Raw genomic sequence first — 21,700 nt, 5'->3', positions numbered from 1 at the left:
AGATTTAAGCCTTGGAGGAGACCATGGCCAGCCTGAGAAAGCAGCTGCTGTTCCTTGTGGTGGGGATGTTGTGCGCCGCATTGCCGCTGCAGGCAAAGGAGGCAAAGATGTCGCAGATGAAACTGACCAGTTCCGCGTTCAGTCACTCGGCCCGCATTCCGGCCGCCTTCACCTGTGACGGCTCCGACACGAGCCCGCCGCTTGCCATCTCCGGAGTCCCCGGTGAAGCCAGATCCCTTGCCCTCATCGTGGACGACCCCGATGCACCGGCTGGGACCTGGGTGCACTGGGTGCTCTGGAATATCGATCCGGCCACCAGGGAAATCGCGCAGGGTAGCGTTCCCCACGGGGCCGAACAGGGGATGAACAGCTGGCGACGCAAAGGCTACGGCGGCCCGTGCCCGCCGTCCGGACAGCACCGTTACTACTTCCGCCTCTACGCACTCTCCGAACGTCTGAACCTTCCCTCCAACAGCACGAGAAAAGAGCTCGACCTTGCCATGAGGGGAAAAATCCTGGCACAGACCGAGCTCCTAGGTCTCTACGCGCACAGGTGACGCCTCAATACACGAAGCAGTCGCATCTGGGGGGGGGGAAGCGCCATCCCCTCTGCAACGAGGTGTGGGCGTGCCCCCTATGCAGGGGCTGCACCTCGGCTTGCCCATCCACTTTGTGATACCCCCCGTACCGCCCCACCGGCGACCAGTCCGGGCTCACCGGTAGGGGCGGGACCAGGTTGCCGAACTCCTCTCCGCCGTACACCACCTTCCCGCCGACGACGGTAAGCACGGACTCGATCCCTTTGATCTCCTCCTCGGGAACCGTGAAGTAATCGGACGAGAGCACGGCGAGGTCGGCCAGCGCGCCCGGAGCGAGGGAACCTTTTTTCCCCTCCTCCTGGGAAAACCAGCTGCTCCCGCGGGTGTACAGGGTGAGGGCCTCCATGCGGGTCAGCCGGTTCTGTTCGGGGTAAAGGATGCTTCCGCCAATGGTTCGCCCGCTCACCATCCAGTAAAGCGAGAGCCAAGGATTGTAGCTCGACACCCGCGTCGCGTCGGTACCAGCTCCCACCGGAATCCCCATCTCCAGCATGGACCTTATGGGGGGAGCGTGTGACGTGAGCCGCTCGCCGTAGCGTTCCAGGAAATATTCGCCCTGGAAGGCCATGCGGTTCTGGGTCGCGATACCGCCGCCGAGTGCGGCGACCCGCTCCAGATTCCTGGCTGAGATAGTCTCCGCATGATCGAAGAACCAACGGAGCCCTGCGAAAGGAACCACGCGGTGCACCGCCTCGAAAACGTCGAGGAAGCGCGTGATCGACTCGTCGTAGGTGGCGTGGAGTCTGAAGGGCCAGCGCTTCTCGACCAGAAGTCGTACAACCTGCACGAGCTCTCCCTCCATATCCGACGGGAGGTCCGGGCGAGGTTCCAGGAAGTCCTCGAAATCCGCCGCCGAGAACACCAGCATCTCGCCCGCCCCGTTCATGCGCAGGAAATCGTCCCCCTGTCCCGGTCCCGTCATGGTCACCCACTCCGAAAAATCGGCGAGTTCACCTTTGGGGTGCTGGGTAAAGAGGTTGTATGCGATGCGCAGCGGCAGTTCACCCCGGTCGGCGAGCTCGTTGATCACCCGGTAGTCGTCCGGGTAGTTCTGGAAGCCGCCTCCCGCATCGATGGCGCTGGTGAGCCCGAGCCGGTTCAACTCCCTGAGGAAATGGCGCGTGGAGTTCATCTGGTCCTCGAAGGAGAGCTTCGGCCCCTTGGCGAGGCTCGCGTATAGCAGCATGGCGTTCGGTTTCGCAATCAAAAGTCCGGTCGGGTTGCCGTTTCTGTCCCGCTCGATCACCCCACCCGGCGGGTCAGGCGTATCCTTGCCGTAACCAAGCACATGCAGCGCCGCCCGGTTCACCAGGGCGCGGTCGTAGAGATGCAGCACGAAGACTGGGGTGTCGGGCGCCGCCAGGTTCAACTCCTCCAGGGTGGGCATGCGCCGCTCCTTGAACTGGAACTCGGTCCAGCCGCCGATCACCCGTACCCATTGCGGTGGCTGGGTCCGTCTCGCCTGCTCTTTCAGCATTTCAAGGGCGAGTGCCAGCGACGGCACCCCATCCCAGCGCAGCTCCATGTTAAAGTTGAGTCCGCCCCGGATGACGTGGATATGTGAGTCGTTCAGTCCCGGGATTATCCGGCGTCCTGCGGCGTCGATCCTTTGCGTATGTTCGTCTGCATCAGCGATCAGCTCCTCCCCGCCGAGACCCTCCACCTTGCCGTCGCTGATCGCGACGGCGGAGACTTCGGGACGTTGGGCGTCCAGCGTGCTGATCCTGCCGTTATATATAATCAGGTCAGGTCCCTTCATCTGCGTCACCTCCCGAAAAAAAGCAGGCAAGGGGTTGATCCCTTGCCTGCCGTTCACTATTTCGAGGAAACGGTGCGGCTTGCCGGTGCCCCGTGCACCATGGTGTAGGCGTACTCGACCCCCTGGCCGTACGCGCCGCCATGCTCCTTCACCGCCGCGATCACGTCGTCGTAGGTCTCCTTGCGCGCCCACGTTCTCTGGTACTCGAGCATCACCTGCAGTGCAGTCATCGGCACGGCTCCCGCCTGCTCGATGCGACGCATCGCCGCGTTATGGGCGACGACGCTGGTCCCCCCGGAGGCGTCCTCCACGGCGTACACTTCGTACCCCGCCTTCATGGCATCGAGCGTCGGGTAGGCGAGGCAGACCTCGGTCCAGAGCGCGGCCATGATCAGCTTGTTGCGCCCCGCTGCCTGCACCGCTTCTACGAATTTCGGATCATCCCAGGAATTCATGGAACTCCGTTCGATGATGTCGTTGTCAGGGAAGATGTCCAGGAGCTGGGGCCACATGTTGCCTGAGAAGCTCTTGGTCTCGACGGTGGTGAGGATGGTGGGGACGCGGAAGATCCTGGCGGCCTTTGCCAACAGGATCACGTTGTTCATAAGGGTCTGCCTGTCTATGCTTGCAACTCCGAAAGTCATCTGAGGCTGGAAGTCGATGAAGATGACTGTGCTGTTTGTTGGATTGAGCAGATCGAGTTTACTCATGACAGCTACCTCCTGTGTCTTTTACCTCCAATAGGCACAGTATAGTCCCACCGCTGATAAGTGGCGTGGGAATTTGCGGACTGTCGCAGCCCCTTTACTGCAACAGCGGAGGGGTTATCCTCCTTGCTTTTCCCCATAGATTTAGCTAGTATGTCTCGCTATGAAAAAACTCACCCGGCAGATCATGATAGGAAACGTGCCGATCGGTGGCGGCGCTCCTTGCTCGGTTCAGTCCATGTGTTCCACCGACACAAGGAACGTTGCCGCGACACTGGAACAGATAGGTCGCCTTGCCGAGGCAGGGTGCGAGATAGTGCGCTGCGCGGTGCCCGACATGGATGCCGCAAAGGCCCTCGCAGCAATCAAGACGGGGAGCCCCATGCCGCTCATCGCCGACATCCACTTCGACTACAAGCTCGCCTTGCAGGCGCTCGAATCCGGCGTGGACGGCCTGCGCCTCAACCCAGGCAACATCGGCGAGCGCTGGAAGGTCGCCGAGGTGGTCAAGGCGGCCGCCGAAAGACAAATCCCGATCCGTATCGGCGTGAACGGCGGTTCGCTGGAGAAGGAACTCCTGGTCAAGTACGGGCACCCGACCCCGGAAGCGATGGTTGAGTCAGCGCTCGGCCACGTCCGCATCCTCGAGGAGCTCAACTACCGGGAGATCAAGATCTCCATCAAGGTGTCCGACGTACTGAGGACGCTGGAGGCCTACCGGCTACTCTCTGACGCGGTCGACTACCCGCTGCACATCGGCGTCACCGAGGCGGGCACCGTCTTCTCCGGCACCATCAAGTCCTCAGTGGGGCTCGGCATCCTGTTGCACCAGGGAATCGGCGACACCATGCGCGTGTCGCTGACCGGCGATCCGGTACACGAGGTGCGCGTCGCCTATGACATCCTGAAGTCGCTCGGCATCAGACAGCGCGGCATCAACTTCGTCTCCTGTCCGACCTGCGGCAGGTGCCAGGTAGATCTCATCCCGGTCGCCGAGGAAGTGGAGCGGCGCCTGGCCTACGTGGAGAGCAACATCACCGTCGCCGTCATGGGGTGCTCGGTGAACGGTCCCGGCGAGGCACGCGAAGCCGATTTCGGCATAGCGGGCGGCAGGGGCGAGGGGCTTCTCTTCAAGCACGGCGAGATCCTGCGCAAGGTCCCCCAGGACCAACTGGCTGACGCACTCATTGAAGAAGTCCTGAAGGCAACGTCGAAAGCTTAAAACGTTTTTAAATTCATAAAGAGGTCGAACTATGCGTTACTCCCAGTACTTTATCCCTACCGTTAAGGAAACCCCTTCCGATGCGGAGGTCATCTCCCACAAGCTGATGCTGCGCGCCGGCATGATCAGGAAACTCGCCGCCGGCATCTACAACTACCTGCCGCTGGGGCTACGCTCCATCCGCAAGGTGGAGCAGATCGTCCGCGAGGAGATGAACCGGGCAGGGGCCATCGAGCTCCTCATGCCCGCCGTGCAGCCGGCCGAGCTCTGGAAGGAATCCGGGCGCTGGGATTTCTACGGCAAAGAACTGCTGCGCTTCAAGGACAGGAAGGACGCCGAGTTCTGCATGGGACCGACCCACGAGGAGGTCATCACCGACCTGATCCGCAAGGAGATCAGGAGCTACCGGCAGATGCCCATTAACCTGTACCAAATCCAGGGCAAGTTCCGCGACGAGATCCGCCCGCGCTTCGGCCTCATGCGCGGCCGCGAGTTCATCATGAAGGACGCGTACTCCTTCGACGTGAACGAGGCGGGTGCCGACGTTTCCTACGAGAAGATGTACAAGGCCTACCGCCGCATCTTCGAACGTTGCGGGCTTAGGTTCCGTGCCGTCGAGGCCGACACCGGCACCATCGGCGGCAACTACTCACACGAGTTCATGGTGCTTGCCGACTCCGGTGAAGACGCCATCGTCTCCTGTTCCTGCTGTGAGTACGCGGCAAACATGGAGAAGGCCGAGACCAGGAAGAGCGCGGCAGCGGAACACGCCGATCCCCGTCCCATGGAGCGCATCGCCACTCCGGGGCAGAAGAGCATCGAGGAAGTCTCCGCGTTCCTCGGCGTCAACGCGACCCAGGTGGTGAAGACCCTCGTGCTCGTCGCCGATGGCGAGCCGGTGGTTGCCCTGCTGCGCGGCGACTACGACCTGAACGAGATCAAGCTGAAGAACCACCTGGGCGCCGCCGAGATCGAAATGGCCGAGGACGACGTCGTCCTCAAGGTGACTGGTGCTCCCACCGGCTACGCAGGACCGGTAGGCCTCGCCGGCAAGGTGAAAGTGATAGCCGACCTCTCGCTGGAGGGGATGCACAACTTCGTCACCGGCGCGAACGCCGCCGATATGCACCTGAAGAACGTCAACATCGGGCGCGATTTCAGCGTGGAAGGGTACGTCGACATCAGGAACGTCGTGATCGGCGACCCCTGCCCGCGCTGCGACAGCGGCAAGCTCGAGATCTGGCGCGGCATCGAAGTCGGCCACGTCTTCAAGCTCGGGACCAAGTACTCCAAGGCCCTGAACGCGAGCTTCCTCGACGCCAACGGCAAGGAACAGATCATCTTCATGGGGTGCTACGGCATCGGCATCGGTCGTACCGTCGCCGCCTGCATCGAACAAAACCATGACGAGAACGGCATCATCTTCCCGATCCCCATCGCACCTTTCCACTGCATCGTCTCCGCGCTGTCCGCGAAGGATGACGAAGTGAAGGCAGCGTCCGAGCAGATCTACAACGAACTCCTGGAAGCTGGCGTGGAAGTGCTGCTCGACGACCGCGACGAGCGCCCCGGCTTCAAGTTCAAGGACGCCGACCTGATCGGCATTCCGCTCAGGATTGTGGTTGGCGCCAAGACGCTGGCAGAAGGCAAGGTTGAGCTGAAAGAGAGAAGAAGCGGCGAAGTGGAGATCCTGCCCATAGCCGAAGCCGTAGCCAAGGTGAAGGCAGCCGTTAAAGAGGCGTTGCAGGTCTGACACTCAAACAGATAACATCCCCTCGCCCTTCGGGAGAGGGGTAGGGGTGAGGGCGTGGCTAGCTCTGCCCAAATCGTCTAAGGGATAAAATCGATGACCAGAGAAGAAGCAATCAAGAAGATCATTTTTGCCATGGACGTCAAGGAATTCAGTCACGTCCAGTACTGGGCCGAGCTCCTTTCCCAGCACGTCGGCATGTTCAAGGTCGGCAAGCAGCTTTACACCGCCTGCGGCCCCGCAGCGGTCCGCATGATCCAGAAGTGCGGCGGCGAGGTCTTCCTCGACCTGAAATACCACGATATCCCGAACACCGTTGCCATGGCCGCCCTCGAAGCAGGCCACTTGGGCGTCCAGCTCTGCGACGTGCACGCAATGGGCGGTTACGAGATGATGAACAATACCATGGAGACCCTCGACAAGAACTTCTCCGGTTGCACGCCGCGTCCGAAGGTTCTCGCCATCACCGTGCTCACCTCCTCCAACGAGGAAACCCTGCGCGGCATCGGCATCGATCTCCCGGTTCCCGAGATGGTGGTGAAACTGGCCAAACTTGCCAAGAGCGCAGGCGTCGACGGTGTCGTCGCCTCCCCGCAGGAAGTTGGGCTCATCCGCGAAGCCTGCGGCAAGGACTTCCTCGTCGTCACCCCCGGCGTCCGTCCGAGCTTTGCCTCCGCCGACGACCAAAAGCGCATCATGACCCCGGCCGAAGCGGTCAAGGCAGGCTCCGACTACCTCGTCATCGGCCGTCCCATCGCCGCTGCCGAAAATCCTGCCGAAGCCGCCCAGAAGATCGTCGACGAGATCGTAGCCGGCTAGCCGATTTACCCGTAGGGGCGAATGATCATTCGCCCAAACTCAATCGGCGCTCTGCTCAAAGGTTCCCGCCCCCGGAGGGGGAGGGACAGGGAGGGGCGCGAAGCGGCTTGTACAGACAATCAACAACCACCGTTCCCTTGAGGGACGGCGAAGAAGAACAGAAGGAGCTTCCCCATTATGTGAGGAAGCTCCACCTATTTTGAGGGAACCATGTCAAAAGAAGAAATCATATATGGCCTGAACCCGGTCATGGAAGCCGTCAGGGGCTCACGCAAGATCTTCGAACTTTTCGTAGCCGGCACCAGCACCGACAAGCGCCTGGAGAAGCTCCTGAAACTGGCCGCTGAAAAGAAGATCCCGGTGCGCCAGCGTGAAAAAGGCGATCTGAGCCGCCTATGCGGCACCGAACACCACCAGGGCGTCGCCCTGAAGGTCGAGCCGTTTCCTTATGCCGATCTCGACGACGTGCTTGAAGGACTTGAAGGCAATCCGAACGGGCTCATCCTGGTACTCGACAGCGTGCAGGACCCGCATAACCTGGGGGCCCTGATCCGTAGTGCTGCCTGCGCCGGCGCCCATGCCGTCGTGATCCCGAAGGACCGCGCCGCAGGCGTCACCGCCGTAGTCGAGAAGTCCTCCGCTGGCGCTACCGAGACCGTTCCCGTGGCGCAGGTGACCAACATATCCCAAGCGCTCGAGAGTCTGAAGAAAGCGGGCTTCTGGATCTACGGAGCCGACGGTTCCGCCAGGAGCACTCTATACCAGCAGGACTTCACCGGCCGAGTGACCCTCGTCATCGGTGGGGAAGGGGAGGGGATCCGTCCGCTGGTCCGGAAGGGGTGTGACGAAGTGGTGAGCATACCGCTTCAGGGAGGTGTTAACTCCCTGAACGCATCCGTCGCCGGCGGGATCTTCCTGTTCGAAGTCGTTCGCCAAAGACTTATAGTAAAGAAGTAATTAAGCGAAGGGCTCGTAGGGGCGAATAATCATTCGCCCGCAGCCGTGTTGGCAACTTCATCTTCCCAGCAAGGAAAAAAGAAGATCAGGCAATGTAAACATTGACTTGAGCTGGCGGGTACTGTATAAAGGTCGAGTTGTTCATGACGCGGGGTGGAGCAGTCTGGTAGCTCGTCGGGCTCATAACCCGAAGGTCACAGGTTCAAATCCTGTCCCCGCAACCAAAACACAACAAGGCACTTGGCTTTTTCAGCTGAGTGCCTTTTTTATTTAATTCCGTCCATTCCGCTGAATCTCCTTCCTCCGGATCACTCAACAACTTTAAATCTCATAATATCAGCAGTGTCCCCCGGCGACCTGTCAACAACGCCGGCTGCGACCCGAGCGAAGCGGACACGAACCGGCAGGAAAATGGTTATCGCCTGTGCCCTTGCCATCTTTTGGAAACTAGATAAGATTTCTCCAATCAAACTCAAAGGAGGTCTAGCGCTATGCCGTTCAACGACTTGAGCAATCACGAGTTGATCATTAAATCCGCAGCGACGCTGGAGGCGTTGCCCCCGGATAAGTGGGCGTACCTTATGTCCCTCTTCTCGCCGAGGGAAAGATATGCGGAGAACCACGAACGTTTGGAGGCCAGTTTCGCTGCATCATTGAAGGGCGATCCAGAGAAACAGAAGGAGTGCGATGCCATTAGGAAGGCTGTCGAGCAGGAGATGACGATCCTTTTCGGAGTGGCGAAATTGTTGGCCGTCAAAGACCCGACAATTTTGGAGTCTTTGGGTTCCGCACACACGAGCACACCCTCTGCTCAGCTCCACCTCATTGCGCCAAAAGACTTCGACTTGTCCTACGACCGGAAGACCGGTCACCTTATTGCTTCGGCCACCAAGGTGGCGACCGCAAAGGGATACCAGATCTGGGGGTGCGACGGAGACCCGAAGGTCGAAGCAAACTGGAGACTGCTTACCGCTTCCCATAGATGCAGAGGAATCGAGGTGCCGGGCGTGGACCGCTCCAAGACGAACTATTTGAAGATGCGGGCAGTCCGTGGGGCTAATGAATTCGGACCCTGGTCTAAGCTGTCTCAACTTGACCCTTAATCCACAGTTCTACCCCCTCATCCGCACTTACCCGGGGTGAGGGGGCGCATCAGCACCCGAATGAATCACTTGACCCTCTAATCTGTCACTTTGCCCTCTAATCTGCACTTTGACTCCTCTAATTTGTCACTTTGCCCTCTAATCTGCACTTTGACTCCTCTAATTTGTCACTTTGCCCTCTAATCTGCACTTTGACTCCTCTAATTTGTCACTTTGACCCCTCTAGTCTGTCACTTTGACCCCTAATTTGTCACTTTGGCCCCTGATTTGTCACTTTGACCCCTTAATGTGTAGATTTGGTATCCAAATTAACAATTGGCGCGGCTAGTTGGTCGATTTGTGCACCGGTTTTCGAGGTTTCCCTTCGGATATGACGGTCGCCCCCTCTCTTTGTTGAATTGATCCTGTAATGGTCGATTCCCCTGCGAAATTGCCGTATGACTAGTGATGCGAGGCTGTGCCTTACCGAGTCCGGAGGGGAGAACGTTCAGGTGGCTCTCCCCTCCTGATCGGATCACCTAGTGGCGGAGCTCCAAGAGCGCGCTGTAGTCCACGACGGCACCGTCCTCCGTCAGCCAGGGAACGCCACCCACGACGAACCGCGCGCGTACCGTACCCCACCGCGGCGCAAGAAGGTTATGGAACCCTTTCTCGTTGAAGGTCGCGGACCATGTCCTTTTCCCGAAATCTATCTCCAGGATCACCCCTTCCTTCGCATACTTGAAAACCCCGCCGGTTTCGAAGGCTTCCTGGAACCCATCCATGGTGATCAGCCGAACGACGAGCGGATGGTCGTTCACGTTGATTTCGACGTCGCCGAAGTCAGGCAATACGGCGGGCAAGGTGCCGGCAAGCGACATTTTCCCCGATTGGTTGGTGCTGTCGTAACGCCCCTCAAAGGATGTCACATGCGCCCGGAGGTCGTCCGGGGCCGGTTTGTTCCACCGCCAACTGAGATTGATGTCGTGGTTTAAGACGGTGTAGAAGGTGTACAGTTGATTCACTCCGAGCACCAGCCTGGCTTGCGTGACGCCCGCCAGCAGGCGACCGTTGAAATCGGCCTTGTCGATGGCGAGGTCATAGGTGGCCGAGCCGAAATCAAGGCTAAGACTAACGCTGGGTTTCGCGCCGGGGTTGCTTTGGAACTTCCAGACTTTCCCGCTGCGGTGCCAGGACCCATTCCCGGATGAGGACCACGAGCCGCTGGCGACCTCGATGGTGACGCCTTTGGCGGGATCGAAGAGTTCCGCAGTCATAGGAATGCGCCGCTCCCTTCCATCCTCGTCTGTCCAAGCCAGGCGACCGGCTTGGACAACATAGTGGCTGTAGGGTGCGCCACCATCGCTGCCGCCGGTGCCGTTGACGATGCGGCCGAACGCACGGGCAGGAGGGAGGGCCGTGCCGCTGATCCCGCCGCCGAACGAATTGGGAGCGGAGAGCGCCATGCTGATGGCGTCGTCATCGCAGTATTCGCCGACACGGCAAGCCATGCTGATTCTCCAGGTGAGGCACCACGGCAACTGGCTGCTGTAGGCGGTAGGAACCCATGGGACCTTGCCTTCCGCGGCAGCGCTTGCTACCGGGTGCAGCCAGTAGGTCCGGATCCTCATGCGGTCAAAGCACTTCCTGTCCGAGCAGGCGGGGGTCGTGGCGTACGCCGCCAATGTCGTTCCGATCCCCGTGGTGGTCTTGGTGTTCCAGCTGAACCTCCCGTCGTAGCCGACCGAGATGTTGTTCTCAGCCCCTATCGAGAAGCCCTTGAGTCCGACTTGCCCCCCCATGCTCATGCCGGCATTCACCTGGATCTCGTTGGTGTGTCCCGAACCGGTCATGCTCTCCGTGGCCAGGGTGTAGCCGATCGTCCTTTTGCTGGAACTGGTGGCCAGTACGTCGGTGGTGCAAGTGGAAGTCGTGGATTTACACGGATACCACGTCGTGCCTCCGTCCCCCGCCCTCGTTTCCCAACGGGCATCGTTCTGCCAGTTCAGGATTTCGCCGTTGGCGAGATTTTTTGGCGCCATCCAGTAATCGAGGTTCGCGGCGTTGTCGTACACGTCGCCGTAGTTGAAAGAACCCATCCCCTTGAACCACGGTTTGGTGCCCTCCGGGTACTCCGCGGTTTTGGAGACCGGATCCCGCAGATCAAAGTCCTCCAGCACGTAGTCCGGGCGGCCCTTGGTGGAAATGGTCTGCAGGTCCATCTGGTAGCCCGTGCCCTGGTCGATCAGCGCCGTACCCCCGATGGAGGCGTCGGTCCGGTAATCGTAGGCATACAACGTCGAGTTCTGCACGTACACGTGGGGTGCGCTGAAGAGCGCCCAGCCGCGGGTGCCGATCACGTTGTAATTCTGCTTTCCGGTTCCCAGTTCGTCCGAAATTGCGACCGTCACGCTCGACTTGGTTCCAGACTCCTTCTCCCATGTGTGCTTGTAGGTTGCATCGAAGCTCCTGCTGAAATGCAACATATCGAGAAGCCCCACCGTTATCTTCCTGCCGACCGATACCGATGCCGTATTCTCCATTACCGTCGTGGTTTCAGTGGTGTTCGTCGTGCTCCTGTTGAAGTCCACCCCGGAGAGCTCGCCGATGAGGTTGCTCCCTTCCGGTAGCCCCTGGCGGCTGAAGGGGGGCGAGCCCAGAATCACCCCGACGAGGGTCCAGTACTTCTTGCTGATGCTTTCCGTGACGTTTTCGATCCCGGCGGGAGGAGGCGTGGGCTTCGTTTTGCCGTCGGTATCGACGAAGGTACAGGCCGGAACGGCGTCGATGTGCTGTGGGACCAGGAAATCGGAACCAAACGCGAAGGGAGTCTCGGTGATCCACCAGTTATAACCTCCAAGGAGAGCGATATATTGTCTTACCGCCTGCCTGTCGGGATAGCTGGAATTGCACTTGAACTCTGACCAGGGATAGACCATGAGGCTGGGATTTACGTGGTCGAAGTACTTGACCCGCGTGCTGTCCCAGGTCCAGGTCCCCCAGCCGCCGTCGATGGAGGTATAAACGTACTCCGCATGACGCGCCGGGTTGTGGTTGGAAGCGGTGAACTGCTCCCCTGATTGTCCGAAGAGCTGTACCGCGGGGGCGAGTGCACCGGCTGCCAGATCCTCGTTGTCCCCTGCGTTCCCTTTCGCCTTGGTTCCAACCGACAGCGATACCCGTCCTCTCCAGTGCCCGCTGGGGTCGTACAGGCCGCCGTCATTGGAGCCGTTGTGAATCTTGGACTGGGATTGCGAGCCGAATTTCCCGTTCCAATCCACCGCGTCCAGGTGATCGTAATAGTAGTGCTGGCCGGATATGTAACCGTAGGCCACAAGGATTCTCTGGCCGTCAGGCGTGTTGAGCGTCACCGCGTCCAGCGGCTCGTGCTGGGCGTTGGTGGTGAACGGGACGGCGTGATAGGTCCAGGATGTGCCGTCGCCGCTGGTATAGACCCCGCTATTGGTGAAGAGATAAAGCTGGTTGTCGCACACGGTGATCGCCGCCCCCGAGCCCCACCCCTTGGCCGGGGTGTCGACGCGGGCCGAGCCGATGGCCACCTTGTTGTACTGTACTACCTCCGTGTTGCCGCCACCCTTGCCGCCGGGAAACAGGAGCCAGTGACCGTCCGGGGCGTCGGTGGTCGGCGTCAGATCAAAGGCGGCAACGTAGGCGTCCATCCCCGCACTGTGATTCGAGCCGTCGGCGTCGGCCGTAAAGGCGACGAAGATCTTGTTATCGAAGACGGCCAGTCCCTCGGCGGCAAACGTCTCAACGGCATCCGCATTGGTTCCGTACTTGGGGATCCAGGTGCGGCTCGGCCAGGGCGTGGTGAACGCCGGCAGGGTTATGCTCTCGGAGTCGAACTTCCAGTCCCCGTCGGCGTGCCCCCTGGCGTATCTCAGTTCATTGTTGGAGTAAGCGTTCCTCAATATCCGATGGAGTTTTCCGTTTACCAGGACCATCCGCCCCGGAGACCCCCATGCCTGCACGACCGCCAGCAGGAGCATGGAAACACAAAGAAGCATGGCCAGCAGGTTGCGCAACATGGGCTTTGCCGCCATGGGAGCGAAGCCATGCTCTACCGATGTCACGTTTCCGGTGCCAATAGGCTTTCTTCCTTCCGTCCGATTCGGCAGTCTCATCGTATCCCCCTTTCTTGGCACTACTCTTTCCCGTTTCCCTTTCCCCTCCGGTGACGTCACCATAACCCGTTTCTAGCGGGATGTACCTTCACCTCCTTCCGTCCGCGTATCGGAGCTAAACGGGGCGCATGCTGCCTGTGCGTATTCCAAACCGGGCAAGGGAATACAGTACGCGTTGGCTTGGAAATCCCAGGTCCAGAGCGCGGAGCTGGACATAATGCCTCCATCGTTGCCGGTGCAGCTCCCGTTGGTTCCCAGAAACGGTACGTTCTCCACGGTCCGGCACTGACAGCTCAAGGGCTTGTCCAGACGCACGTAGAGACTTGCGCCGGGGCTTAGGCGGCCACCGGGTAGTGACAGTTGCAAGATTTACGAGCAGTCGGGAGGCCGGGAGGCTAGTGTTGGATAAATGCAAGATGGGGCAGTTGAAAGAGGTGAAAAGCTCCGCCCGTCAATCACCGGCACGATGGTCGACAGGCTTCGCATATGGGCGTCGCCACCACTTCAGGGGCGTTGACGGTGAGGATCGGTGCCGGCCGTCGGGACTTTTCCATTTCTGCGCCGATGAGTTGTTGGCTTGCCGACAGTGTTGTCCTCGGCTTAGCGAGCTCCTCTCTAAAATGCTGCGCTTCGTGCGGGCAGAAAAAAGGCCGAGTTGCCGGCAGATAATTCGGTGGCAGCCCGACCATCTTCCTGAAGGAAGACCCTATACTATCCGCCCCAGTCCTCACGGTGGGGTTGGTTTGCTAAACTGATACTACCAGTTTTATGGTTGTCAACTTCACTCTGTCTTAGTTGGCTCGCGTCCTTTGTCATCTATTAGTACGATGGTGGACGCCGATCAAGAGCCCACGAATCATTACAGACACAGCTCCTCTCTCTCAAGTCATTTTAGTATTTGCGGCTTCTTTTTTCGAATTCAATAGAGGGTGACTTCACTACACTGCAGATTCTTAATATTTTGTCTCAGTCTCGGAACCGAAGCTGCGGAACAGTTCGATGTCGGGTAGGTTCTGGTACACCTGGGTGATGGTCTCGTGCGTGGTGAGCACGGCCAGTCAGCTGAAACAGCTGACTGGCCGTTTTGTTATCCATACGCTGATAGTGAGCAGGTGTCAGATCATCTTGCCGCAAGCTTTGCGGTATTTTTCACGGTTCTACGCCCCAGGACCAACTCCTCGACCTGCAACGGCTGGGGCCTTTTCGTGTGGGCATTCTCGCGACGGGCCTCCGCTTCGATGTTGTCCAGGGTGGCGATGAGCCGGTCGCTGCTGGTCACCCGATAGAATTTGCCGAGCCGCTCTCCTACCCCGGAGAGGTCAGCCCCGCCGGGGAAGACGATGACTCCATAAACGGGCAGCCGCCAACTGCCACGGGTGTTGACGACGTTCATCAGGGTCATCACATACTCTCGTACCTGGTGGTACGGGTTCACCCCCCAGCTCGCCTTGATCGCCACTGCTGTGCGGTTCCCTGGCTGGCAGTGCCAAGCGGTATTCTCCACGTCCCCATCTGCGAAGATCCTGCCGGAGTAGTTCTTCGCTTCGATCACCGTGATGCAGTCCTTGCTGATCACCACGCTGTCAATGAACCGGCTCACCTCTTTTCCCACCGCAACATCAACCTGGTGCAGCACCCTCCACGCCCCCGATTTCGCCTTCGTCGCGGAACCGAGGGTTTCCCTGATCTCGCGTTCCAGTGCGTTCTCGAAGGGGGTTGAGATCGCGTTGGTGAGGGTTCGCGACGCCTCCTCTTTTTCCTTTCCCGATGCGCTTCGGTATCGTGTCACCTCGCTTAGCAAGGCGGCCTTTTCCCGGCCCGTCTGTTCCAGCTGTTCCCTGAATTGCACCACCTGCGCTTGCCATTCCTGTTCGATGGAATGGATTATCGCTTCGGCCGCGAGCTGCTGCTCCCTGTCATGGTGCAGGGTGGCCTCTAGCTCCTTGATCCGGCCGATAAGGACCTCGAACTGGGCATAAGAGGCCTTTTCCTGCTCGGCGATCTGGGCCTCTTTGTCTTCCATCCGGCGCAGATATTTGTCTGCGTTGGCAATGAGGATGCGCTCCCTTTCCAGAGCGGCCCTTCCCTGGATCAACTTTATCTTGATGAAGAGTTCCAGAATCACCCACACCAGCAGGGCGGCTACCAGGCTGTTCACCGTGGTGGTGAGGTAGGTCTTCCACAGGCTGTAGTCGCCAAAGGGATCCTTCAGCCACTCCTGGTAATCGTCCGCGAAGCTCTCCGGCATGGTGCTGATCGTGTAGAGCCTTCCGATGATGGGGCGAGGCGCCTGCGAGCGGGACGCGTCGGCGGGAACGGGCAGGCGCAGCAGGATAAAGGGATAGTTGACCAGGTTCTCACGAGCGGGAAGTTTCCTGACGAGGAGGTTGGGGGAGGTCGTCATCAACACCTTCTGGTCCGGGCAATAAAGGGCGTCGGTGCGGCAGTCCGTGACCACCAGGGCGAAGATGCTGTAATTTCGGTCCAGAAGCTCCTGGAGCGGTCCTCTCTGGTTTTGGATCAGCATCGACTCGACGGCTTCAGGAAGGACGCTGGTGAGCTTGGATGTTTTGAGATTGGTATGGATACTGAGCAGGGTCTTGTTGAGGACGTAGTCGTAGTTCTTGTGGTTGATAATGAACGTGAGCCAGAGCGAAACGCAGATCAGCAGAACCAGTCGCAACGCGATATACATCGTCCGTCTCATGGGAGGGAAGGGGGCCATGGCGCTCATTATAGCATGGCGGGCCGGCAATGCCGCCATTAACTGCGGCCTGACCCGGCCCGGGTCAGTCCATGGCGTGGCACTTGTTGCACAGGCTGCGCTGGAAACGGCCGAAATGCGACGGGGCGCGGTCGTACATGGCGACGCGGTACTCCGCCCTGGTCTTTCCGCCGGCGGCGCCAGGGTCGCTCCCCTGGCTGACAGCATCGGTGCCGGGGTAGCCGCCATTCACGGTGAGGACCGTCTCCTTCGTGTCCCACCTGGTTATGGCGTCGAAGGCCGAGGCGTGAGCCCGGTGGCAGGTGAGGCACATGACCTTGTCGTCAGGCTTGGGGCCGGCGTGGGAGGTGGTGATCGAGGCCAGTTGCCGCACGTCGGTCAGGTCGCCGCTTTGAAAGGGGACCAAAGAGGTGAAGGCGCCGCTCTCGTTGCCGCTCAGGTCGCCGCTTTTCACGTAATGGTTGTAGGTCTTCGCGATCGCCTCACCAAGGGCGACCCCCGAGGGGTGCAGATGGGCGCTCCCTTGCCAGTTGGACAGCCCGCCGTGGCAGTTCAGGCACCACTCGCTGCTCCCCTTGCCATAGGCGACCCGGGTATCACCGCTATCTTCGCCGCGGTTGTATTCCCGCGGGGCGACCGCGATGGGCGGGTCGTAAACGAACTCGTGGCTCGTGCCCCTGGTACCGTATCCCCTGCCGGCAAGCAGACGATAGCTCCCGACGGCATCTGTGGCGCTTGGGGAGGCGCCATATGAGCCGGAGCCGATGACCGGATTACCCGACGCCGTTACAGTGCCTGCGCTGTCGGTTACCCGGTAGTTGCCGTGCGGATCGTGGCAGCTGATGCAGGAAAGGGCATCCGAGGGGTAGGTCCCGCCGGGGGATGAGGTGAGTGTTGCATCGGGAAAGTAACCGTAAGCCGGCGCGGCTATGTTGTGGCCGTGCCGCTCTCCCGGGCTCACCGCGCGCGCTCCGTTGGCTTCGGACCAGTAGTACTGCTTGGTCAGGTAGGCAAAGTCTCCGCCGGGGGTGAGCGAGGCGAGGGGGACCCCGTGGGGAGGGGCCGGACTGGTAGCGACCTGGTAGTCTTCAGGTCGTGCCGCTGCATGGCAGCGCAGGCATATCTCGCTCGTCGTGGTGCCTGGCTGCAAAGCGGAAGAACCGGCAGCCGCCAGCGAACCGTGGCAGCCGTCGCAGGCCCCGGTCCCGCCGTTATGGAAGCCCGCATTCCCGTCGGCGATATCGACAGTCAGCACCAGCAAAAAAGCGATGGCAGCCTTCATTCCTCGCATAGCCTGTCCCCTTTCCCGCGGCAACAAGAGGAAGGTGCTCTCTCGGCCCGATGATGGACTCATCGGGGAGAACGGCTATAACTTGAGGCGTTAGCGAAGAGAAGGTATGGCTGTGCGCTTGAGACAGAAAAACGCCCCGATCAAGGGGCGCTTTGTTTTAGGAGCACGGAACGGACGGGTAGCAGGTAGAAAGTTCGCCGTGAAATTTACTGTTTGTAAGAGTCGTTCTCGTGGCATTTGTTGCACAGGGACCACTGGTTGGTCGCGTACTGGCTCGCCGGTCTCCCATACATCCCTTGCTGGTATTCAGCCATGGTCTTGCCGGTGGAGACGGGCCCCGACTGACCCTGCAGGGTGGGGGCATCGATTCCGGGCCAGGAGCCTGCCACGGTGAGGTAGACCCCCTTGGCGCAGTTCCAGCGCGTTGCGCTGTCCCAGGCGGAGGCGTGGGCCCGGTGGCAGGTAAGGCAGGTCACGTTGTCGTCGACGGAAGGGCCGGCGGTCGAGGTGGTGGCAATGGCGAGTTGCGTCGCGTCGGAGGTCCCTTCCTCGAAGGGGACCATCGAGGTGTAGGCGTTGGCGACGGTCCCCCCCAGGTTTCCCGTGGCGATGTAGGCGTTGTAGGTGGCGACAACGTCGGTCGGGAGCTTGGCGCTGTTGCCGGAGGGGTGGTTTGCCACCGTGTCGCCGGGGTAGGAGGAGTGCGTCAGGCCGGCGTGGCAGTTGCCGCACCATTCCGACATGCCCCGGCCATAGGCTACACGGGTATCCGAGGTGCTCTCAGCCCTGTTGTAGGTTGCGGGGGACACGGCGGAGGGCGGATCGTTGACGAAAGGAGCCAGGGGGTACGAGGCGGGCGCATATCCGGCTCCCGCCAGCATCCGGTAACTCCCGACCGCCTCGCTTGCCGTGGGGAGGGCGCCGTAGGAGCCGGAACCGGCAATCGGCTTGCCCCCCTTGGCCACCGCGCCGCTACTGTCGAGAATGCGGTACCCGCCGTGCGGGTCATGGCAACTGATGCAGCTGAGGCTCGCAGACGGGTACGTGCCGCCGGGAGCCAGCGCATTGCGGGCGTCCTGGAAATACAGGAAATCGTTGGCGATGATGTTATGCCCGTGGGCATCACCGCTGCTGGAAACGGCGAGACCGGTGGCGGGGTCGACCCAGCTGTAGTTTTTCTGCAGCCAGGCGAAATCTCCCCCGGGAGTCAGCTGGACCGGCGGCAGCCCCAGGGGAGGCGGTGGGTTCGTGGCCACCCGGTAGCTGTCGGTCGGGGTGGCGCCGGAGTGACAGATGAGGCAGGTCGAGCTCGGATCCGAGCCCTGCAGCAGGTACTGATTCGCCGACCCTTTGGTACTTGCCGCCATCCCGCCAGAGGAGTTGTGTACGGTGTGGCAACCGTCGCAGGCGGCGACCCCGCCGCTGTGAAAGGCGAGGGCGTTGCCTGCTCCGGCCGCAACCAACAGAAGTGCGGACAAAAATTTCGTGGGCACCTTCATGCCGTTTAACCTTTTTGGTCATCCTGCCGGCGATAGATCGCCTTCTGCCCGTTCCCCGCGATGACGAAGGCACCGTTGTCGAGCTTGCCGTAAAGCGATTTCACCGTTCCCTGGATCGCTATGTCCAGCCTCACCATCCCGTTTTTGTCGTCCTGCCAGGTGAACTGCAGCGAGGGGTAGCCCTTCACGACGAACACCCCGGTATGGTCGGCCTTGAAATGGACCGTCTCCGGTACCTGCGGGTTGGCCCAGGTACCGACGATCCCGTAGGCCTTGTTACATCCTGAGGCGACCACCAGCATCATCAGCACGGCTGCGGCCAGGCAAAAATGTTTCATCTCGTTCCTCCTTGGGGTCATCGTCCCGTTGCCGCGGTCAATACTTCTCGCCCATGACTTTGAGCAGCTTGCGCGCGTTGACGTGTCCCTTCTTCGCTGCCAGGCGCAGCCACTTGACCGCTTCGACGTGATCCTTTGGGACACCTTCTCCGTTTGTGTACATAAGCCCCAGGTTGAACTGGGACTGTGCATGCCCCTTTTCCGCCCCCATGCGGTACCACTTGGCCGCCTCTTTCAGGTCCTGCGGGACTCCGTCCCCCTTGTCGTAGATCATGCCGAGGTTGTACTGGGCCCGGAGGTGATTCTTTTCCGCGGCCTCGGTGAGCCAGCGGATCGCTTCCTTCTTGTCGGCGGGGACCCCTTCTCCCCTGTAGTACATGATGCCGAGGAGGTAGCACGAGTCTCCGCCGTGGTCGGCCTTGAAAAGCCGGAGTGCGGTGGGGTAGTCGTGCTGCTGGTAGGCCCGAAAGGCCACGCTGAAGCCGGGCTGGGGGGCCGCCCATGAGGTGGCGGCCCAGGCCAGCATGAGGATGGCGAACCATCCATTGCAAAGCATGCGTCTCTTCATAATTCAATCCTTTGCGTTTTCCGCAGTACGAGGGGGCGAGTCCCCCCCTCATGTCCTACTTTATGAGCTCGAAGAACTGGGCGCGGGAGTTGTTCCGGTCCGCTATGCCAAGAAGGCCGCCGTCGCTCACGCAGATCTGCGCGGGGTAGTAGAGCTGCCCCTCCTTCCACCCCAGGGCGAGCAGTCGCCCGGTATAGGTGCCGTCAGGTCCGAGGGTCACCAGGGAACTGCCGTTTTGATCCATAACGAAGATGGTGCCCCGGCTGTCAGTGGTCAGGTAGGTGGCGAAGCTCACGTACTCCTTGAGGTCCTTGGACAGCGGCTTGAATTCGATCCCACCCTTGGATGCCGCGTAGACCACGGAGGCGAGGCTGTCCAGCAGCAGGAGGTCGCCCCCGCGGGTCAGAGCGAGGTCGGAGCAGAAGCCGGCTTCGGCAGGGAAGGGGAGCTGGCGCTGGAAGTTGCCGCTTGGGTCGAGCTCCAGGACCCTTCGGCCGAGGATGTCGAGGAGGTAGACCTGGTCGTTTGCCCCTACCCTGAAGCTGCGTATCTGAGGGTCGGGGGCAGGGACGCCATGCAGGTCAAGGTATCCGACGAAGCTTCCATCCCCCTTCAGGTGGGCGATGCGGCGCAATTTGCCGTCCAGGGCGTAGATGTCTCCTTTGGAGTCGAGTTGCAGCCGGGTCGGTACGGTTAGCTGCGGCGCTTTCACCTCGCTTCCCCCGGAGATGCCGGCATCCTTGAAGCTGTATTTCAGCAGGCGGCCGTTGCCAGTGTCGGCGACTACGATCCCCCCCTTGGCATCGCAGACGATCCCCTCGGGGGCGGCGAGTGCCCCCCCCTTGTCGTCCAGGTAGACCGCGGTCACCTGCTTGAGCCGCTCCGCCCCCGCCGCGCCGGTGGCAGCGAGGAGCACGAAGCCGAGCACGGCGTATTTCATGAAGATTCGAGACATGGCTATTTACCTCTTGTACTGGTCATGGCACTGGGTGCACAGATCGCTCGTGGTCGGGAACGGGATGAAGTGCTTGTATTCGGTTCCGTGCGCGCGGTGGCAGCTCAGGCACTGCATGGTCAGGTTCTTGTTGCGCTTGTCCTTGATCTTGTCCCCGATGGGGTGGGTGGAGTGCTTCTGCCAGTCGTGGCACTTACCGCAGACGTCTATGATGGACGGCTTGTTGGTCAGGAACTGGCTGTTCGATGCGTGGGGGTCGTGGCAGGCCATGCAGTTCCCGTTTTGGATCGGGTCGTGCTTGGTGAGCGACTTTTCCTGCCTCTGGATGGTGTCCTTGTGGCAGCTGCCACAGACGGTGATCAGATCCGCCTTGAGCAGCCCCTTCTCTTTCGCCGCGTGGGGGTTGTGGCAGGTGAGGCAACCCTGCTTGCCCAGCAGGGGCCAGTGCACCTTGTTCTTCGCGAAGGTGGAGTTCACCATGTCGCTGTGGCACTCCTTGCAGAGCTCGGAGCCGCTGCGCTTGGTCTTAAGCGGCGAGCTTGAGGTGGCATCGTTGTGGCACTGGCTGCACATCTTGCTGGCTACCGGCTTGTGCACGTTGTTGTAGAGGAGGCTCGGCATGTCGGAGCCGTGCGGGTCGTGGCAGGCGGTGCAGCGCGCCTTGGCCACCGGGTAGTTCATGTGCTGCTTGATGAAGATCGGCTTGTCCACCTTGTGGCAACCGGTGCACAGTGCCGGCACCTCGTCCTTGAGCAGGAAGCCCGCCTTGCTGGAGGCATGGGGGAGGTGGCAGGTGAGGCAGCCGGTGGTTACGGGGCTGTGCTTGTGCTTCACCTTGGCGAGGGTGTCGCCCATGGCCTTGTGGCAGTCGAGACAGAGCGCGTTGCCTGCGCGCAGCATGTTGAACCTGTTTTCAGAGGCGTGCGGGCTGTGGCACTTCATGCAGTTTCCTTCGGCAACCGGCTTGTGGCTGCTGCGTGCGTCCGCCGGGATGACAGTGGCGTGGCACTGCGCGCAGATCTGCTTCGAATCGGCGGCGAGAAGCTTACCGTGGGACGAGGTATGCGGGTTGTGGCACCCGGTGCAGTCGCCGGACTTGACCGGGGTGTGCACGAACGGCTTTTTCACCGTCTCCTGGATATTGACGTGGCAGTCCATGCAGACCTTACCTGTCGCACCGGGTTTTAGCTTGAACATCAAAAGGGCGTTATCCTGCGCCGCGGCCGAGGCGACGTAGAGCAGGGCGAGCAGGATCATGATGAGTATCTCGGTGTGTTGCTTCAT

The 21,700-nt window shown here is 60.6% G+C and carries 16 protein-coding genes and 1 tRNA gene; 7 read left to right on the top strand and 10 right to left on the bottom strand.

Going from position 1 to position 21,700, the window contains the following annotated elements; translation table 11 throughout:
- Window positions 1-23: 23 nt before the first annotated feature.
- Window positions 24-557, top strand: coding sequence for a YbhB/YbcL family Raf kinase inhibitor-like protein (locus tag E8K79_RS05580; RefSeq protein WP_198419775.1), 534 nt, complete (start codon window positions 24-26; stop codon window positions 555-557).
- Between the two features lie 4 nt (window positions 558-561).
- On the opposite strand, the gene E8K79_RS05575 is transcribed toward E8K79_RS05580, so the two are convergent.
- Window positions 562-2,358 carry an amidohydrolase gene (locus E8K79_RS05575; protein WP_136513836.1) on the bottom strand — a complete coding sequence of 599 codons (1,797 nt, stop codon included), beginning with the start codon at window positions 2,356-2,358 and terminating at the stop codon, window positions 562-564.
- Between the two features lie 56 nt (window positions 2,359-2,414).
- Entirely contained in the window at window positions 2,415-3,068 is a 654-nt protein-coding gene (locus E8K79_RS05570; RefSeq protein WP_136513835.1) for a hydrolase, read from the bottom strand.
- A gap of 160 nt (window positions 3,069-3,228) precedes the next feature.
- On the opposite strand from E8K79_RS05570, the gene ispG reads away from it, so the two are divergent.
- The 6 genes from ispG (at window position 3,229) to E8K79_RS05540 (ending at window position 8,916) form a co-directional block, all read left to right on the top strand.
- Window positions 3,229-4,287 carry a flavodoxin-dependent (E)-4-hydroxy-3-methylbut-2-enyl-diphosphate synthase gene (ispG, locus tag E8K79_RS05565; RefSeq protein WP_136513834.1) on the top strand — a complete coding sequence of 353 codons (1,059 nt, stop codon included), beginning with the start codon at window positions 3,229-3,231 and terminating at the stop codon, window positions 4,285-4,287.
- Window positions 4,288-4,318: 31 nt separating this feature from the next.
- Complete coding sequence (locus tag E8K79_RS05560; RefSeq protein WP_136513833.1) at window positions 4,319-6,040, top strand: proline--tRNA ligase; 1,722 nt, start codon at window positions 4,319-4,321, stop codon at window positions 6,038-6,040.
- A gap of 93 nt (window positions 6,041-6,133) precedes the next feature.
- Window positions 6,134-6,856 (top strand): orotidine-5'-phosphate decarboxylase, encoded by a 723-nt coding sequence (gene pyrF, locus E8K79_RS05555; protein ID WP_136513832.1) that lies wholly within the window; start codon window positions 6,134-6,136, stop codon window positions 6,854-6,856.
- Between the two features lie 210 nt (window positions 6,857-7,066).
- Entirely contained in the window at window positions 7,067-7,813 is a 747-nt protein-coding gene (gene rlmB, locus E8K79_RS05550; RefSeq protein WP_136513831.1) for a 23S rRNA (guanosine(2251)-2'-O)-methyltransferase RlmB, read from the top strand.
- Window positions 7,814-7,960: 147 nt separating this feature from the next.
- Window positions 7,961-8,037, top strand: a tRNA-Met gene (locus E8K79_RS05545).
- Between the two features lie 267 nt (window positions 8,038-8,304).
- Window positions 8,305-8,916: a hypothetical protein gene (locus E8K79_RS05540; RefSeq protein ID WP_136513830.1), complete on the top strand. Its 612-nt coding sequence runs from the start codon at window positions 8,305-8,307 to the stop codon at window positions 8,914-8,916.
- A 518-nt stretch (window positions 8,917-9,434) separates the two neighbouring features.
- On the opposite strand, the gene E8K79_RS05535 is transcribed toward E8K79_RS05540, so the two are convergent.
- From E8K79_RS05535 to E8K79_RS05500, 8 genes are all read right to left on the bottom strand, one after another.
- Window positions 9,435-13,040 carry a hypothetical protein gene (locus tag E8K79_RS05535; protein WP_136513829.1) on the bottom strand — a complete coding sequence of 1,202 codons (3,606 nt, stop codon included), beginning with the start codon at window positions 13,038-13,040 and terminating at the stop codon, window positions 9,435-9,437.
- 1,120 nt (window positions 13,041-14,160) lie between these two features.
- Window positions 14,161-15,735 carry a nuclease-related domain-containing protein gene (locus tag E8K79_RS05530; protein ID WP_162604602.1) on the bottom strand — a complete coding sequence of 525 codons (1,575 nt, stop codon included), beginning with the start codon at window positions 15,733-15,735 and terminating at the stop codon, window positions 14,161-14,163.
- Window positions 15,736-15,829: 94 nt separating this feature from the next.
- Window positions 15,830-17,056, bottom strand: coding sequence for a hypothetical protein (locus tag E8K79_RS05525; protein WP_136513827.1), 1,227 nt, complete (start codon window positions 17,054-17,056; stop codon window positions 15,830-15,832).
- A gap of 206 nt (window positions 17,057-17,262) precedes the next feature.
- On the bottom strand, window positions 17,263-18,534 hold the full coding sequence (locus E8K79_RS05520; protein WP_342782491.1) for a cytochrome C: 1,272 nt from the start codon (window positions 18,532-18,534) through the stop codon (window positions 17,263-17,265).
- 26 nt (window positions 18,535-18,560) lie between these two features.
- Window positions 18,561-18,893, bottom strand: coding sequence for a hypothetical protein (locus tag E8K79_RS05515; RefSeq protein ID WP_136513825.1), 333 nt, complete (start codon window positions 18,891-18,893; stop codon window positions 18,561-18,563).
- Between the two features lie 37 nt (window positions 18,894-18,930).
- A complete protein-coding gene (locus tag E8K79_RS05510; protein ID WP_246043728.1) occupies window positions 18,931-19,461 on the bottom strand; it encodes a tetratricopeptide repeat protein in 531 nt (176 codons plus the stop codon).
- Between the two features lie 55 nt (window positions 19,462-19,516).
- Window positions 19,517-20,416, bottom strand: a complete 900-nt coding sequence (locus E8K79_RS05505) for an NHL repeat-containing protein (protein WP_136513823.1) — start codon at window positions 20,414-20,416, stop codon at window positions 19,517-19,519.
- A 6-nt stretch (window positions 20,417-20,422) separates the two neighbouring features.
- Window positions 20,423-21,700 (bottom strand): cytochrome c3 family protein, encoded by a 1,278-nt coding sequence (locus E8K79_RS05500; protein ID WP_136513822.1) that lies wholly within the window; start codon window positions 21,698-21,700, stop codon window positions 20,423-20,425.

This window comes from Geomonas edaphica (assembly GCF_004917075.1).
Taxonomy (GTDB): domain Bacteria; phylum Desulfobacterota; class Desulfuromonadia; order Geobacterales; family Geobacteraceae; genus Geomonas; species Geomonas edaphica.
This window is presented reverse-complemented; position numbering and strand designations above follow the sequence as displayed.